Genomic DNA, 13,032 nt, shown 5'->3' with positions numbered 1-13,032 from the left:
GGCGCAGCCGTCCCCGGGACCACGCCCGTCGCATCCGTCGCCCCGGCCCGCGCCCGCCGCTGCGGCCGCCCGCCGCGCTCGACGGCGGGCCCGTACCCGACCAGGTTCGCTTGCCGCCCCTGCGCCTCGCCCTCCTCGCGCGAGGACGACGCGGAGCTGGCAGCCTCCGCGCCCGCCACCTCGAACGAGACGATCGGCTCCCCCACGTGCACGACCGTGCCGGGCTGCTGGTGCAGCTCGGACACCACGCCCGCGAACGGGGACGGGAGTTCGACGACGGCCTTCGCGGTCTCGACGTCGGCGATCAGCTGGTTGAGCTCGACCGTGTCGCCCGGCGCGATTCGCCAGGCCACGATCTCGGATTCGGTCAGGCCCTCGCCCAGGTCGGGCAGCCGGAACACCTTGATCATCGTCGTCTCCCCAGGGCACGGTCGACGCCGTCGAGCATGCGGTCGAGGTCGGGCAGGTGGTGGCTTTCCAGTTTCGCCGGCGGATAGGGGATGTCGAAGCCGGTCACCCGCACCGGGGCCGCCTCGAGGTACTCGAAGCAGCGCTCGGTGACGACGGCCACGATCTCGCCGCCCAGCCCTCCCGTGCGCGCCGCCTCGTGGGTGACGACGAGCCGGCCGGTCTTCCGCACGGAGGCCTCGACCGTGGCGTAGTCGACCGGCGACAGCGAGCGCAGGTCGATCACCTCGATCGACACGCCCTCGTCGGACGCGGCGATCGCGGCATCCGTCGCGGTGGCCACGAGCGCGCCGTAGGCGAGGAGCGTGACGTCGGTGCCGGGCGTCACGACCCGGGCGCTCTCCATCGGGGCGCCGAGCTCCGGCGACACCGCGCCGGGCACGTGGTAGCGGCGCTTGGGCTCGAAGTAGAGCACCGGGTCGTCGGAGGCGATCGCCTGGCGGATCAGGCTGTAGGCGTCCTGCGGGTTGGAGACGGCGACCACGCGCAGCCCCGAGGTATGGGTGAAGTACGCCTCCGGCGACTCGGAGTGGTGCTCGGCTGCGCCGATGCCGCCGCCGAACGGCACCCGGATGGTGATCGGCATCCGCACCGCGCCCTGGGTACGGTAGTGGATGCGGGCGACCTGGCTGACGATCTGGTCGAAGCCGGGGAAGATGAAGCCGTCGAACTGGATCTCGCAGACCGGGCGGTAGCCGCGGTAGGCGAGCCCGACCGCGGTGCCGATGATCGCGGACTCCGCCAGCGGGGTGTCGACGACCCGGCGCTTGCCGAATTCGGCCAGCAGGTCGCTGGTCACCCGGAACACGCCGCCGAGCGTGCCGATGTCCTCGCCGAGCAGCACCACCTTGGGGTCGTCGAGCATCGCCTGGCGGAGGCCGGCGTTGATCGCCTTGGCCAGGGTCAGGGTGGTCGTGCCGGTCAGCGGCACCGGCGTGGCCAGGGGCACGGATGTCGGTGCCGGGCCGGCCACGGACGGGGAAGGTCTCACTATGGTCGTCATGGTCATCAGGCCTTCCCTCCGGTGGAGTCACTGCTGGTCTGCTCGAAGCCGGCCAGGTAGGCGGCGTAGTTCGCGCGCTGGCCGTCCAGGGCCGCGTGGGGGGTGGTGTAGACGTGGGCGAGCACGCTCAGCGGCTCCGGGTCGGGCATGTCGATGCAGCCGGCGCGGAGTACGGCGGCCGTGGCATCCGCCCGGGCCCTGGTCTGCTCCTCGACCTCCGGGGTGAGCAGGCCGAGCCCGTCGAGCAGCAACCGCAGGCGCAGGATCGGGTCCTTCGCCGCCCACTCCTCGAGTTGGCCGGCGGGGCGGTAGCGGGTGGGATCGTCGGCCGTCGTGTGCGGCCCCATCCGGTAGGTGACGGCCTCGATGAAGGTGGGGCCGCCGCCGGTGCGGGCGCGGTCCAGGGCGATCCGGGTGGCGGCCATCACGGCGAGGACGTCGTTGCCGTCGACCCGGAGGCTGGGAATGCCGAAACCGGGCGCCCGGTCGGCGATGCTGACCCGGGCCTGCACCCCGACCGGTTCGGAGATCGCCCACTGGTTGTTCTGGCAGAAGAACACCACCGGCGCCTGGAAGCTGGCCGCGAAGACGAGCGCCTCGTTGACATCCCCCTGGCTGGTCGCCCCGTCACCGAAGTAGGTCACCGCGACCGAGTCGACCCCGTCGGCCAGGGCGCCCATGGCCCAGCCCGTCGCGTGCAGGGTCTGGGCGCCGATGATGATGTTCGGCGTCGCCATCCCGAAGGCGTACGGGTCCCAGCCGGACTGCGCATTGCCCCGCCACACCCGCACGATGTCGGCCGGCGCCACGCCCCGGCAGTACGCCACCGCGTTCTCGCGGTAGCTGGGGAACACGAAGTCGTCGGGCCGGAGCGCGCGGGCCGAGCCGACCTGCGCGGCCTCCTGGCCCAGCAGCGGCGGCCACAGGCCGAGCTCGCCCTGGCGCTGCAGCGCTGTGGCCTCGGCGTCGATGCGGCGCACAACGACCATGTCCTGGTAGAGGGCGACCAGGTGCGCCCCGGTCACGTCCTCGACCCACGGATCCAGCCGGTCATCGGGCTGCCGAACGCCGTCCGGCGTCACGAGTTGCAGAAAAGTGGCGGGAATGTCTCCCGCGAGGATGTCGTGCATAATGGCCGCTCCCAGCGTCGTTGCCGAAGTTGTAGAGAGCGTACGGTCAGGCGACACAGGGCACAACCATGTCCAAAAATATTGAGCATTCTGCCCTATTCAGGGGGCCGCTCGCGTGCTACCGTCGAGCATTATGCACAGTCTGGACAAAGTCGACCTGCAGCTGCTCCGAGCCCTCTGCACGGACCCGCGCAGCACCTTCGTCGCGCTGGCCCAGCAGCTCCATCTCTCCCGCAACACGGTGCAGGCCCGGATGGCCCGGCTCGAGGAGTCCAACGCCTTCCTGTCCTTCGACCGCCGCGTCAACCCGGTCGCCCTGGGCTACCCGCTGACGGCTTTCATCGAGGTGCACGTGCAGCAGAAGCGGCTGACCCAGATCGTCGCCGAGCTCGCCCAGATCCCCGAGATCGTGCAGGCCTACGGAATGAGCGGCTCGACCGACCTGCTCGTGCGCGTGGTCTGCACGGATGCCGACGACCTGTTCCGCATCGACGGCACCATCCTGGCCTGCGAGGGCGTCGACCGCACCGAGACCTCCCTCGCGATGGGCGAGCTGATCCCCTACCGGGTCACCCCGCTGCTGGAGCGCACCGCCCGCCGGGTGGGCCCGAGCGGCAGCACCGGCGGCAGCCCGGACGAGGTCACGACCTGATGCGGCCCCCGCGAGTGTGACCGGCGCCCCGATGACCATCCTGCCGATGTTCCCGCTGGGATCCGTCCTGTTCCCCTATATGCCGCTGCAGCTGCGGGTGTTCGAGGACCGGTACCTGGTGATGCTCAGCCGGATCCTGCACGAGGAGCCCGCCGAGTTCGGCGTCGTGCTGATCGAACGCGGCCAGGAGGTCGGCGGCGGCGAGCGCCGATTCGCGATCGGCACCGTCGCCCAGGTCACGGAGGTGGAGGCGGCCGAGGGCTTCGTGGCCGTCACCGCCCAGGGCGAGCGGCGCATCGAGGTGCTCGACTGGCTCGAGGAGGACCCGCACCCCCAGGCGGTCGCGCGTGAACTGGAACCCCTCGACTGGGACGACGAGCTGCTGCCGCTCCGCGAACAGGCCGAACAGGCCGTGCGCCGCGCACTGGCACTGGCGAGCGAATTCGCCGACCAGCTCTGGCCCTCGACCGTGGAGCTGTCCCACGACCCGGCGGCGGCCGCGTGGCAGCTCGCCGGCATCTCACCGCTCGGACCGCTCGACCAGATCGCTCTCCTGCGATCGACCACCATGGAGGGCCTCCTCACCTCGCTGCTCGAGTTCACCGCGGCGGCTGTGGACGCTCTCAGCGCCCCCTGGCCCGAAGACTGACCTCGAATCGTCCCTGCCGAATCTATTTGATAAATTCACCATATAGGTATATAAAGAAGTAATGATGTGTCGCCTGCCACGGAGCCTGAGTTGAGCGTCAAACGGCTGACCGATCTCATCCGGCAGAGCGGACGCATCGCCGAACCGGCCCCGCCCGCCCCCGCCTTCTTCCCCGGCGCCGAGGTCTTCGGCGGCAGCATCCAGGTGCGCTTCATCAACGCGGGCGGCTGCAACGACTGCGCCCAGGAGGTGTCGAGCGCGTTCGGCCCCGTCTACGACGTCGAGCGCTACGGCATCCGTCTGGTCGCGTCGCCCCGGCATGCCGACGTGATCCTGATCACCGGCGCCGTGACCCGCAACATGATCGAGCCCATCCGGCGCACGGTCGACGCCACGCCGACGCCCCGATTCGTGATCGCCGTCGGCGACTGCGCGCTCACCGGCGGCGTCTTCGCCGAGGGGTACGGGATCGCCGGCCCGGTGCCCGATTTCATCGACGTCGACCTGGCCGTGCCGGGCAACCCGCCCGAACCCGCCCTGATCGTCGAGGCGCTCCGACGGATGACCGGCCGATGACGGCCCTCGAAGCCGGGATGCTCGGCCAGGTGCTGCTCCTAGCCCTCGCCGTCACGGGCGCACTGCTCGTGGGCACCCGCTGGCGCTCCCGGGTGATCGGCACCCTCTGCGCCCTCCTCGCGGCCGCCGGAATCGTCACCGGCGCGATCGCCCTGTTCGGCGGCGAGGGGTCGCTCACGATTCCCACCGCCCTGCCGATGGACCCCCTCGTGCTCTCCCCCGACCGGCTCGGCGGCCTCGTGATGATGGTCGTGTCCGCCGTCGGCGTGCTCGCCTCCCTGTTCGGGATCGGCTCCGCCCGGGTCGCGTCGGCGTCCCGCACCTCATGGGTCTCGATGGCCGTGTTCCTGTTCGGGATGCAGCTCGTGCCCGCGGCGACCGACATCGTCTCGTTCCTGCTGTTCTGGGAGATCATGACCCTCGGGTCGACGGCGATGCTGCTGGCCCACCACGCGACCCGCGGCACGGTGGCCTCCGCGATCGTCTGGTACTCGGCCATGTCTCAGCTGAGCTTCTTCTTCGTGCTGGCCGGCTTCGCCGTGCTGGCCGCGGCCACCGGCGGCACCGGCTTCTCCGGGCTGGCCACCGTCGACCCCGCCTCCTGGCAGGCGAGCCTCGCGTTCGTGCTGCTGCTCCTCGGCTTCGGCGGCAAGGCCGAGCTCGTGCCCCTGCACGTCTGGGTGCCCCGGGTTCTGCCCGAGGCACCCGGCCACGTCGCCGCCGCGATGAGCGGCGCGATGGTCAACATCGGCGTCTACGGCGCCCTCCTCGTCTGCGTGCGGCTGCTGCCGAACGGGCCGGCCTGGTGGGGCGTCCTGATCATGGCCCTCGGCGGGCTGTCCGCGCTCTACGGGATCCTGCAGGCCTCGGTGGCCAGCAACCTCAAGGTGCTGCTGGCCTACTCCACGACCGAGAACATGGGGCTGGTGTTCCTGGGGCTCGGCGCATCCGTGCTGCTGCGCGCGGACGACGCCACGGCCGCGGCCGACGCGGCCCTCGTCGCCGCCCTGCTGCTGATGGTCAGCCACGCCGCGTTCAAGGCCACCCTGTTCCTCGGCGCCGGCGCGATCGCCCGTTCGACCGGGGAAATGAACCTCGACCGGCTCGGCGGGCTCGGCAGCCGCATGCCGTGGACCGCCGCCACCTTCGGCGCCGCCGCGATGGGAGCCGCCGCCCTGCCCGTCACCAGCGGGTTCGTCGCCGAGTGGATGCTGCTGCAGGCCCTGATCCACGGCTCCCGGGTCGACGGAGAGGTCGTCTCCGTGACCGCCTCGGTGGCCATGCCGCTCGCCGTCGCCGTGATCGCCCTGACCGCGGGGCTGGCCCTGCTCACCTTCGTCAAGGCCTACGGGATCGCATTCCTCGCCCGCCCCCGCTCCCCGAAGGCGACACAGGCCCGAGAGGTTCCCGTGATCATGCGCGTCTCGCTCGTTCTCGGCGCGCTCGGCGTGATCGCGCTCGGCCTGGTCCCCGGGCCGCTGGCCGTGGCCATCGCCTCGGCCGTGGGCCCCGCCTTCGCGCCCGACGTGCGCACCGTCGGCCTGGCCGGCGTCGACGCCCGCGGCATCGACGCCGTGCTGGACCCGACGACCTTCGTGGTGCTGGCCGCGCTGCTGCTCGTCCCGGTGCTGATCGCCCTCTTCGCCTCCGCCCGGCGCCACCCCACCCGAACCTCGCCCCTGCCCTGGGCCGGCGGCGGGTCACGGCTGCGGCCGCGGATGCAGTACACCGCCACCTCCTACGCCGAGCCCCTGGTGCGCGTGTTCGACGACGTGCTCCGGCCCTCCCGCGACGTGGAGGTCACCCACGTCGGCGAATCCCGCTACCTGGTGGAACGCGTGCACGTGGAACAGAGCGTGTCCGACGTGATCGAGACCCGGTTCTACCGCCCGATGCTGAACGCCGCACAGCGGTTCGGCATTCTGGCCCGACGCGCCCAGAACGGCAGCATCCATCGTTACCTGTCCTATTCCTTCGTCGCCCTGCTGTCCGTGTTGATCGTGGTGTCCCTGTGACCGGCGCGGCGATCGCGATCGCCCTCGTCCAGCTGGTGCTCTTCGTCTTCCTCTCCCCGCTGCTGATCGGCGTGATCCGCCAGGTTCGGGCCCGGCTCGAGGGGCGCGCGGGCGCCGGCATCTGGCAGCCGTGGCGGGACGTGCGGAAACTCCTCACCAAGGACCCGGTGCGCGCCGCCGACAGCAGCTGGATGCTCGCGGCCGGTCCGGTCACCCTGCTCGTGTCGAGCCTGCTGCTGGTCGCGCTGCTGCCGCTGGTCGGCACGCTCCCCCTGCCGCTGATCCCCAGCGACCTGTTCGTGATCGTGTCGGTGATGCTGATCGGCGTGGTCGCGCTGGCCCTGGTCGGCCTCGACGCGGGTACCGCGTTCGGCGGCATGGGCTCCAGCCGGCACATGACCGTCGCCGCCCTCGTCGAGCCGACCCTGCTGCTCGCGGTGTACGCGCTGTCGATCCCGGCCGGCACGTCCACCCTGTCGCTGATCGTGGAGACCCGGCTGGCGAACCCGGCCGTGATCATCTCTCCGGTCAGCCTGCTGGCCATGGTCGCCCTGGCGATCGCCATCATGGCCGAGACCAGCCGCCTGCCCGTCGACAACCCGTCCACCCACCTGGAACTGACCATGCTGCACGAGGCCATGGTGCTGGAGGCCTCCGGGCGGGACCTGGCCTGGCTCGAGCTGGGCTCCTGGCTCAAACTGGCCGCGCTGCTCGGGCTGCTCAGTAACCTGATCGTCCCCTGGGGGGTGCTGACCGAGTTCTCCCCGCTCGGCCTGCTGGTCGGCGTGGTCACCGTCACGGTCAAGATCCTCGCGCTGGGCGTCGTGCTCAGCGTCGGCGAGGTGTTCCTGGCCAAGGCGCGCCTGTTCCGGGTGCCCGAGCTGCTGGCGGGATCGTTCGCCCTGGCCCTCCTGGCCGTCACCGCCTCCTACCTGGTCGCTTAGGAGATCCCGTGTTCGACACCATCTACCCCCAGCTGATCGGCCTCTGCACCGGCGCCCTGCTGCTGACCAGCGCCCTGATGGTCTGGCGGCACTCCCTGCTCGCCTCAATCCGCCTGCTCAGCGTGCAGGGCTTCGCGCTCGCCGCCCTCGTCGCCGTGATCGGCGTGGAGGAGGGCGAGACCGAGGTCATCATCGTCTCCGTGCTCGTGCTGCTGGTCAAGGGCATCGGCCTGCCGTGGGTGCTCGCCCACGAGACCCAGGCCACGACGCGCACGGATGAGGCGCCGCGCCTGAACCCGACGGCGGGTCTGTTGACCGTGGCGCTGCTGACCATCCTCAGCTACGTCGTCGCCAGCCGGCTCCTCGCCGGGGACAGCAGCGTGTCCGCCCACGCGGCCCCGATCGGGCTGGCCATGGTGCTGATCGGCTTCCTGCTCCTGGTCACCCGGCGGCAGGCCGGGTCGCAGCTGATCGGCTTCCTCGTGCTGGACAACGGCATCGCCACGGTCGCGTTCCTGACCAGTGGCGGGGTTCCCCTGTTCCTCGAGCTCGGCATCTCCCTCGACGTGCTCCTGGTCGTGGTCATCCTCTACGTCTTCGCCGGCCGGATGCGAAATAAGTTCGGCAACACGGACATCGACCAGCTCAGAAAGTTGCACGACTGATGTCATTCGCCCTCTGGACGCCCCTCGCCGTCCCGGTCATCCTGGCCCTGCTCAGCCTCGCGGTCCCCGTCCCCGCGCTCCGCCGGCTCGCCCCGGTTGCCTCCAGCGCGGCCGTGCTCGGGTCCGGACTCCTGCTCGTCAGCGCGGTGCTGGCCGACCAGGTGCCGACGCTCGGCGGCGGCCTGCTCCGCGCGGACGCGCTGTCCGCGTACATGCTCACCGTCGTCGGCGCGGTCGGCCTCGTCTCCACCTGGGGCGGGCTCGGCCACGCCACGGCCGCCCCCGCCCGGTTCGCCGGCAGCTACGACGCCCTGATCTCGGTGTTCCTGGCCGCGATGAGCCTCGCCGTGCTCGCCGACAACATCGGCCTGATGTGGGCCGCCGTCGAAGCCACCACCATCACCACCGCTTTCCTGGTCGGGCACCACCGCACCCGGTCGTCGCTGGAGGCCGCCTGGAAATACGTCATCCTCGGCTCCGTCGGCGTCGCCATCGCCCTGCTCGGCATCGTGCTGATCTACGCCGCCTCCCGCGGCACGGGCGAACCCACCCTCTCCTGGCTGGTGCTGAGCCAGGCCGGCCTCCCCCTCGACCCGGTGCTGATCCGGGCCGGCGGCGCACTCGCCGTGCTCGGCTTCGCCACCAAGGCCGGCCTCGCGCCGATGCACAGCTGGCTTCCCGACGCGCACAGCCAGGCACCCGCCCCGGTGTCCGGCCTGATGAGCGGCGTGCTGCTCGCGGTCGCCCTCTACGCCATCCTGCGCATCCAGACCATCACGAACGCCGTGATCGGGCCGGACTTCCTGCGCATCATGCTCAGCATCGCCGGGCTGCTCTCCCTTTTCGTGGCTGCGGCGCTGCTGATCCGGCAGCGCGACTTCAAACGGATGCTCGCCTACTCCAGCATCGAACATATGGGCATGATGGCCGTCGGCGCAGCCATCGGCGCGGCGGCGCTGCCGGCCGTGCTGCTCTACGTGCTCGGCCACGGCCTGACCAAGGCCACGCTGTTCGTCATCTCGGGCCGCATCCTCGAGGTCGAGGGCACCCCCCGGATCGACGGAGTGCGCGCCCTGCTCGTGCGGCGCCCCGGGCTGGCCGTTCCCTGGCTGATCGCGATGGCCGCCCTGATCGGTTTCCCCCCGTTCAGCATCTTCTTCTCCGAGGTCGGCATCATCATCGCCGGCTGGACGACCGGCATGGGCGCCGTCGTCGGCATCGCCCTCGTGCTGCTGCTGGTCATCTTCGCGAGCCTCACCCGGCTGACGGTGACCATGACGATCGGCGCGCCCGCGGCATCCGTCACGGCAGGTGCGGCCGTGGCAGCCGGTGCGGCCGTCGGGGCCGGTGCAGCCGGTGCAGCCGGTGCGCCTGCCGAACTGGCGGGCCCGGACGCGCCGGCTGCGCCGCCGGCCGAACCGGACCGGTCGGCCCACGGGCCCCGGCTGCCGCTGATCCTGGCCCTCGGGACCACGGCCGTGGTGGCCTTCATCGCCGAGCCGGTCGGCACGCTGCTGGCCCGCGCGGCCGCCGTTCTGGGAGGAATCCAATGACGACAACGAACCCTTCCCTGAGCGACGGCCCGGAGGTGCACACGCTCTCCCGGGACGAGCTCCCGGCCGAAGCCGCCGACCTGCTGTCGACCGGCAACCGGCTCGCGATGGTCACCTGCCACGACGACGGCGACCGGTTGCGCGTGGTGTACTCCTTCGTGGCCGTCTACCCGCGGCGGCAGATCGACCTCGTCGTGCCGGTTCCCTACGACGACGCCTGGGTGCCGAGCCTGGCGAACGTGTCCTATCCCGCCGGCAACTTCGAGCGCGGCATGCGCGACCTGTTCGGGCTGCGGCCGGCCGACCACCCCCAGCCGTACCGGCTCGTGCGCCACGGTCACTGGCCCCGCGGCTGGTACCCCATGCTGCACGGGGCGCGGGTCACGCCGGAATTCGAACCCGACACCGAGTCGTTCCCGTTCGTCGAGGTGGAGGGCCCCGGGGTCTACGAGATCGCGGTCGGCCCCATCCACGCCGGCATCATCGACCCCGGCCACTTCCGCTTCTCGGTCGTGGGCGAGACCATCGTGCGGATGGAAGCCCGGCAGTGGTACATGCACCGCGGCGTCGAGCGGCTCTTCGAGGGTCGCCGTCCCGAGGATGGCATCGAACTGGCCGAACAGATCACCGGCGACACCGTCGTGGGCCACACCCTGGCCTACGTGATGGCCGTCGAGGCCGCCCGCGGCATCGACGTGTCGGAGCCGGACCGGATGCTGCGCGCCCTGCTGCTCGAACTCGAACGCATCTACAACCACGTCTCCGACCTCGGCTCGCTGGCCAACGACGTCGGTTTCGGCATCGTGCACTCGCACACCCAGCGACTGCGGGAGACCCTGCTGCGCATCAACAAGACCGTCACCGGACACCGGTTCCTGCGCGGCGGCCTGACGATCGGTGGAGCCTCGGTGCTGGCCCTGCCCGACCCGGCCGACCTCGCACGGGTCGCCGTCGACGTGCAGGAGATCATCGCCATCACGCTCGGGCACGCGATCGTGCGGGACCGGTTCACCGGCACCGCCCCGCTGCCCGTCGGCCAGGCGCAGGCGATGGGCACCCTCGGCTACGTGGCCCGTGCCTCCGGCGTCGACACGGACGCCCGCCGGGACCACCCGTTCGTCGACCTCGGCGAGCACTTCCACGTGGTCACGGAGACCGGCGGCGACGTGCTCAGCCGCTACCGTGTGCGCGCGGGCGAATTCGAGGTGTCCATCAACGTGGCGATCGACCTGATCGGGCGGCTCGGCTCGCACCGGGGCGGCGGCGCGGCCCCGGCGCCGGCCCCGGCACCGCAGAAGGGCGGCAGCGCGGCGTCCGGGGCGTCTACGCCCGCGGCATCCGTTACTTCGACCCCCGTGGCCGCATCATCCGCGGCATCCGTGTCACCCGCGGCATCGGGCCTGTCCCTGGTCGAGGGCTGGCGCGGCACCATCTGCCACCGACTCGAGCTCGGGCCCGACGGCGTGATCACCCGGATCAAGGTCGTCGACCCGTCGTACTTCAACTGGCCGGCCCTGCCGGTGGCCCTGGCCGAGACGATCGTGCCGGACTTCCCCCTGGTCAACAAGAGCTTCAACCAGTCCTACGCGGGCAACGACCTGTAGCCGCGCTGAAGCGCCGCGTCACGGCATCCGTCGGTCACCTGTCGCGGCACCCGCCCAACGCATCGCGTCGCGGCGCAGGTTGGGGTCGCGGGCGCAGGATAGAACGTGCGCCGGCGGCCATAACCTGCGCCGCGAGCGGATGTCGGCGAACGGGCGACGACTACGACGACGGATGGGCGACGGATGCGCGACGCGGGAGCGTCTCGGCACCCGCGGGGCACCCGCTGGCGCCGAGCGTCGCGGCACCCGCTGGCGCCGAGCGTCGCGGCACCCGCTGGCGCCGAGCGTCGTGGCGCAGGTTGTGGCCGCGGGCGCAGGCTGGAACATGCGCCTGCGACCATAACCTGCGCCACGAGTTGGCTTCGGGTGGCAACGTGGCGGGACGCGGCTCGGGCTCGGGCTCGGGCTCGGGCTCGGGCTCGGGCTGGGGCTGGGGCTGGGGCTCGGGCTCGGGCTGGGGCTCCGGGACTCGGGCTACCGGGATTCCTGCTCGATCGTGCGGAGCAGGGCGTGGGAGTCCTCGAGGGTGGACACCAGCATCCGTTTCGCCACGGCGAGGAGTTCGGCGACGTCGGGGTCGCGGAGCGCGTAGAAGATCGTGTTGCCGTCGCGTCGGGTGAGCACCACGCCGGCCCGGCGAAGCACCCCCAGCTGCTGGGAGAGGTTCGACAACTCCGCGCCGAGCGCCTCGGCCAGGCTGCCGACCGAGCGTTCGCCCTCGACCAGCTGTTCGAGTACCTGCACGCGCAGCGGATGCCCGAGGGCCTTGAACAGCTCGGACTTCAATTGGGCCATGGGCAGTCCGGTCGTCGACACAGTTTGATCATATCGCTAACTTGTAATACTTTCAAATAGCCGACCTCTGGTGACGTCGGTGCCGGTCTCCTGGATGGCGTCGGACGTCCGCAGACACGCAGGAAGCGCTCGCGGCCGCGCGGCCGCGAGCGCTTCCTGCGGCTCTCAACGGCGCAGCACGCCGTCGTTGGCCAGCGCCCGGTAGTAACCGAGGGTGTTGCCGAGCGCGTTCGGGTGGAAGTTGCTCGGTGCCATCACGTTCGACGGGTCGAAGGCGATGTAGGGCACACGAGACCCGATTCCATGGTCGGCGAACTCGTCAGTCACGTTGACGTAGCGAATCCGGTCGACTCCGGCCGGCTCGGGGGTGACCCCGACGGCCGTCTGGATCGCCAGGTTCAACGCTCCGGTTCCCTGGTTGACCAGGTCGCCCAGGGGGGAGGCCCCGGGCTTGAACAACAGCGGATAGCCCAGCACGGCGACGCGGGCATTCGGCAGGGTCGCCGCGAGCTGGCCATAGGTCCCGGCCAGGGCGGCCACGAAGGCCGGGTCGGACAGGGTGGCTTGGCTTGCCTGCACGGCCCCAACGCAGTCCGCACTCCCCGGGTCCGGGGCGCAGGCCCGAAGGATCTCGGTCGACCCGGCGTCGATGCCGCCGACCGTCAGGGTGACCAGCTTCGTTGAGGTGCCGACGCCAACCAGTTGGGCCGGGATGTCGGCCAGGCGCGCCCCGGAGCACGCCTTGTTCGCGATCAGGCGATACGGGCTGAGCAAGGAGGTGATGACCGGGTAGCTCTTGTACCGGCTGCGCAGGCAGTTCAGGTCGGAGTACGGTGGGGCGCCCTGTCCGGCGGTGAAGGAGTCGCCGAGGGCGACATACTCCAGCGGCGCGTAAGAGGTGGCCCGGGGAGCATTAAAGCTCGCGACCGCGCCGGCGGCGGCGGCCGGGGCGGCGGTCGGGGCGGCCGGGGCGGCGGC

General features: G+C 71.3%; 13 protein-coding genes. 8 read left to right on the top strand and 5 right to left on the bottom strand.

Features of this window, described 5'->3' with window-relative positions:
- The 3 genes from E3T42_RS15065 to pdhA all read right to left on the bottom strand — a co-directional run.
- A partial coding sequence (locus E3T42_RS15065) for a biotin/lipoyl-containing protein (RefSeq protein WP_304999646.1) occupies positions 1 to 410 on the bottom strand: 410 nt, incomplete at its 3' end.
- Positions 407 to 1,477, bottom strand: a complete 1,071-nt coding sequence (locus E3T42_RS15060; protein WP_255572772.1) for an alpha-ketoacid dehydrogenase subunit beta — start codon at positions 1,475 to 1,477, stop codon at positions 407 to 409. The genes E3T42_RS15060 and E3T42_RS15065, both read right to left, overlap by 4 nt.
- Positions 1,477 to 2,601, bottom strand: coding sequence for a pyruvate dehydrogenase (acetyl-transferring) E1 component subunit alpha (pdhA, locus tag E3T42_RS15055; protein ID WP_134403264.1), 1,125 nt, complete (start codon positions 2,599 to 2,601; stop codon positions 1,477 to 1,479). Before pdhA ends, E3T42_RS15060 begins: the two co-directional genes overlap by 1 nt.
- 133 nt (positions 2,602 to 2,734) lie before the next feature.
- Between pdhA and E3T42_RS15050 the strand changes: the two genes are divergently transcribed.
- The 8 genes from E3T42_RS15050 to E3T42_RS15015 all read left to right on the top strand — a co-directional run bounded on the left by E3T42_RS15050 (position 2,735) and on the right by E3T42_RS15015 (position 11,259).
- A complete protein-coding gene (locus E3T42_RS15050; RefSeq protein ID WP_134366181.1) occupies positions 2,735 to 3,253 on the top strand; it encodes an Lrp/AsnC family transcriptional regulator in 519 nt (172 codons plus the stop codon).
- A gap of 31 nt (positions 3,254 to 3,284) precedes the next feature.
- Positions 3,285 to 3,902, top strand: a complete 618-nt coding sequence (locus E3T42_RS15045) for an LON peptidase substrate-binding domain-containing protein (RefSeq protein WP_134366182.1) — start codon at positions 3,285 to 3,287, stop codon at positions 3,900 to 3,902.
- A gap of 90 nt (positions 3,903 to 3,992) precedes the next feature.
- Positions 3,993 to 4,478 carry an NADH-quinone oxidoreductase subunit B family protein gene (locus E3T42_RS15040; protein WP_134366183.1) on the top strand — a complete coding sequence of 162 codons (486 nt, stop codon included), beginning with the start codon at positions 3,993 to 3,995 and terminating at the stop codon, positions 4,476 to 4,478.
- Positions 4,475 to 6,493: a proton-conducting transporter membrane subunit gene (locus tag E3T42_RS15035; RefSeq protein WP_134403263.1), complete on the top strand. Its 2,019-nt coding sequence runs from the start codon at positions 4,475 to 4,477 to the stop codon at positions 6,491 to 6,493. The genes E3T42_RS15040 and E3T42_RS15035 overlap by 4 nt, the downstream gene beginning before the upstream one ends.
- Positions 6,490 to 7,437 (top strand): respiratory chain complex I subunit 1 family protein, encoded by a 948-nt coding sequence (locus tag E3T42_RS15030; protein ID WP_134366185.1) that lies wholly within the window; start codon positions 6,490 to 6,492, stop codon positions 7,435 to 7,437. Before E3T42_RS15035 ends, E3T42_RS15030 begins: the two co-directional genes overlap by 4 nt.
- Positions 7,438 to 7,445: 8 nt before the next feature.
- A complete protein-coding gene (locus E3T42_RS15025) occupies positions 7,446 to 8,102 on the top strand; it encodes a hypothetical protein (RefSeq protein WP_134366186.1) in 657 nt (218 codons plus the stop codon).
- Positions 8,102 to 9,655, top strand: coding sequence for a proton-conducting transporter membrane subunit (locus tag E3T42_RS15020; protein WP_134403262.1), 1,554 nt, complete (start codon positions 8,102 to 8,104; stop codon positions 9,653 to 9,655). Before E3T42_RS15025 ends, E3T42_RS15020 begins: the two co-directional genes overlap by 1 nt.
- On the top strand, positions 9,652 to 11,259 hold the full coding sequence (locus E3T42_RS15015; RefSeq protein ID WP_198418103.1) for an NADH-quinone oxidoreductase subunit C: 1,608 nt from the start codon (positions 9,652 to 9,654) through the stop codon (positions 11,257 to 11,259). Before E3T42_RS15020 ends, E3T42_RS15015 begins: the two co-directional genes overlap by 4 nt.
- A 474-nt stretch (positions 11,260 to 11,733) precedes the next feature.
- On the opposite strand, the gene E3T42_RS15010 is transcribed toward E3T42_RS15015, so the two are convergent.
- Together E3T42_RS15010 and E3T42_RS15005 are read right to left on the bottom strand one after the other, a co-directional pair.
- Positions 11,734 to 12,075, bottom strand: a complete 342-nt coding sequence (locus tag E3T42_RS15010) for a metalloregulator ArsR/SmtB family transcription factor (protein WP_241976211.1) — start codon at positions 12,073 to 12,075, stop codon at positions 11,734 to 11,736.
- 144 nt (positions 12,076 to 12,219) lie between these two features.
- On the bottom strand, positions 12,220 to 13,032 hold an 813-nt coding region (locus E3T42_RS15005; RefSeq protein WP_134403261.1), incomplete at its 5' end, for an SGNH/GDSL hydrolase family protein.

The sequence above is a fragment of the Cryobacterium sp. TMT4-10 genome (genome assembly GCF_004403275.1).
GTDB lineage: Bacteria > Actinomycetota > Actinomycetes > Actinomycetales > Microbacteriaceae > Cryobacterium > Cryobacterium shii.
This window is presented reverse-complemented; position numbering and strand designations above follow the sequence as displayed.

What these genes read in the sequence shown, in the direction of transcription:
- E3T42_RS15060 (WP_255572772.1), bottom strand. Translation starts at nt 1,477, where the DNA reads ATGACCATGACGACCATAGTGAGACCTTCCCCGTCCGTGGCCGGCCCG.
- pdhA (WP_134403264.1), bottom strand. Translation starts at nt 2,601, where the DNA reads ATGCACGACATCCTCGCGGGAGACATTCCCGCCACTTTTCTGCAACTC.
- E3T42_RS15050 (WP_134366181.1), top strand. Translation starts at nt 2,735, where the DNA reads ATGCACAGTCTGGACAAAGTCGACCTGCAGCTGCTCCGAGCCCTCTGC.
- E3T42_RS15045 (WP_134366182.1), top strand. Translation starts at nt 3,285, where the DNA reads ATGACCATCCTGCCGATGTTCCCGCTGGGATCCGTCCTGTTCCCCTAT.
- E3T42_RS15035 (WP_134403263.1), top strand. Translation starts at nt 4,475, where the DNA reads ATGACGGCCCTCGAAGCCGGGATGCTCGGCCAGGTGCTGCTCCTAGCC.
- E3T42_RS15020 (WP_134403262.1), top strand. Translation starts at nt 8,102, where the DNA reads ATGTCATTCGCCCTCTGGACGCCCCTCGCCGTCCCGGTCATCCTGGCC.
- E3T42_RS15015 (WP_198418103.1), top strand. Translation starts at nt 9,652, where the DNA reads ATGACGACAACGAACCCTTCCCTGAGCGACGGCCCGGAGGTGCACACG.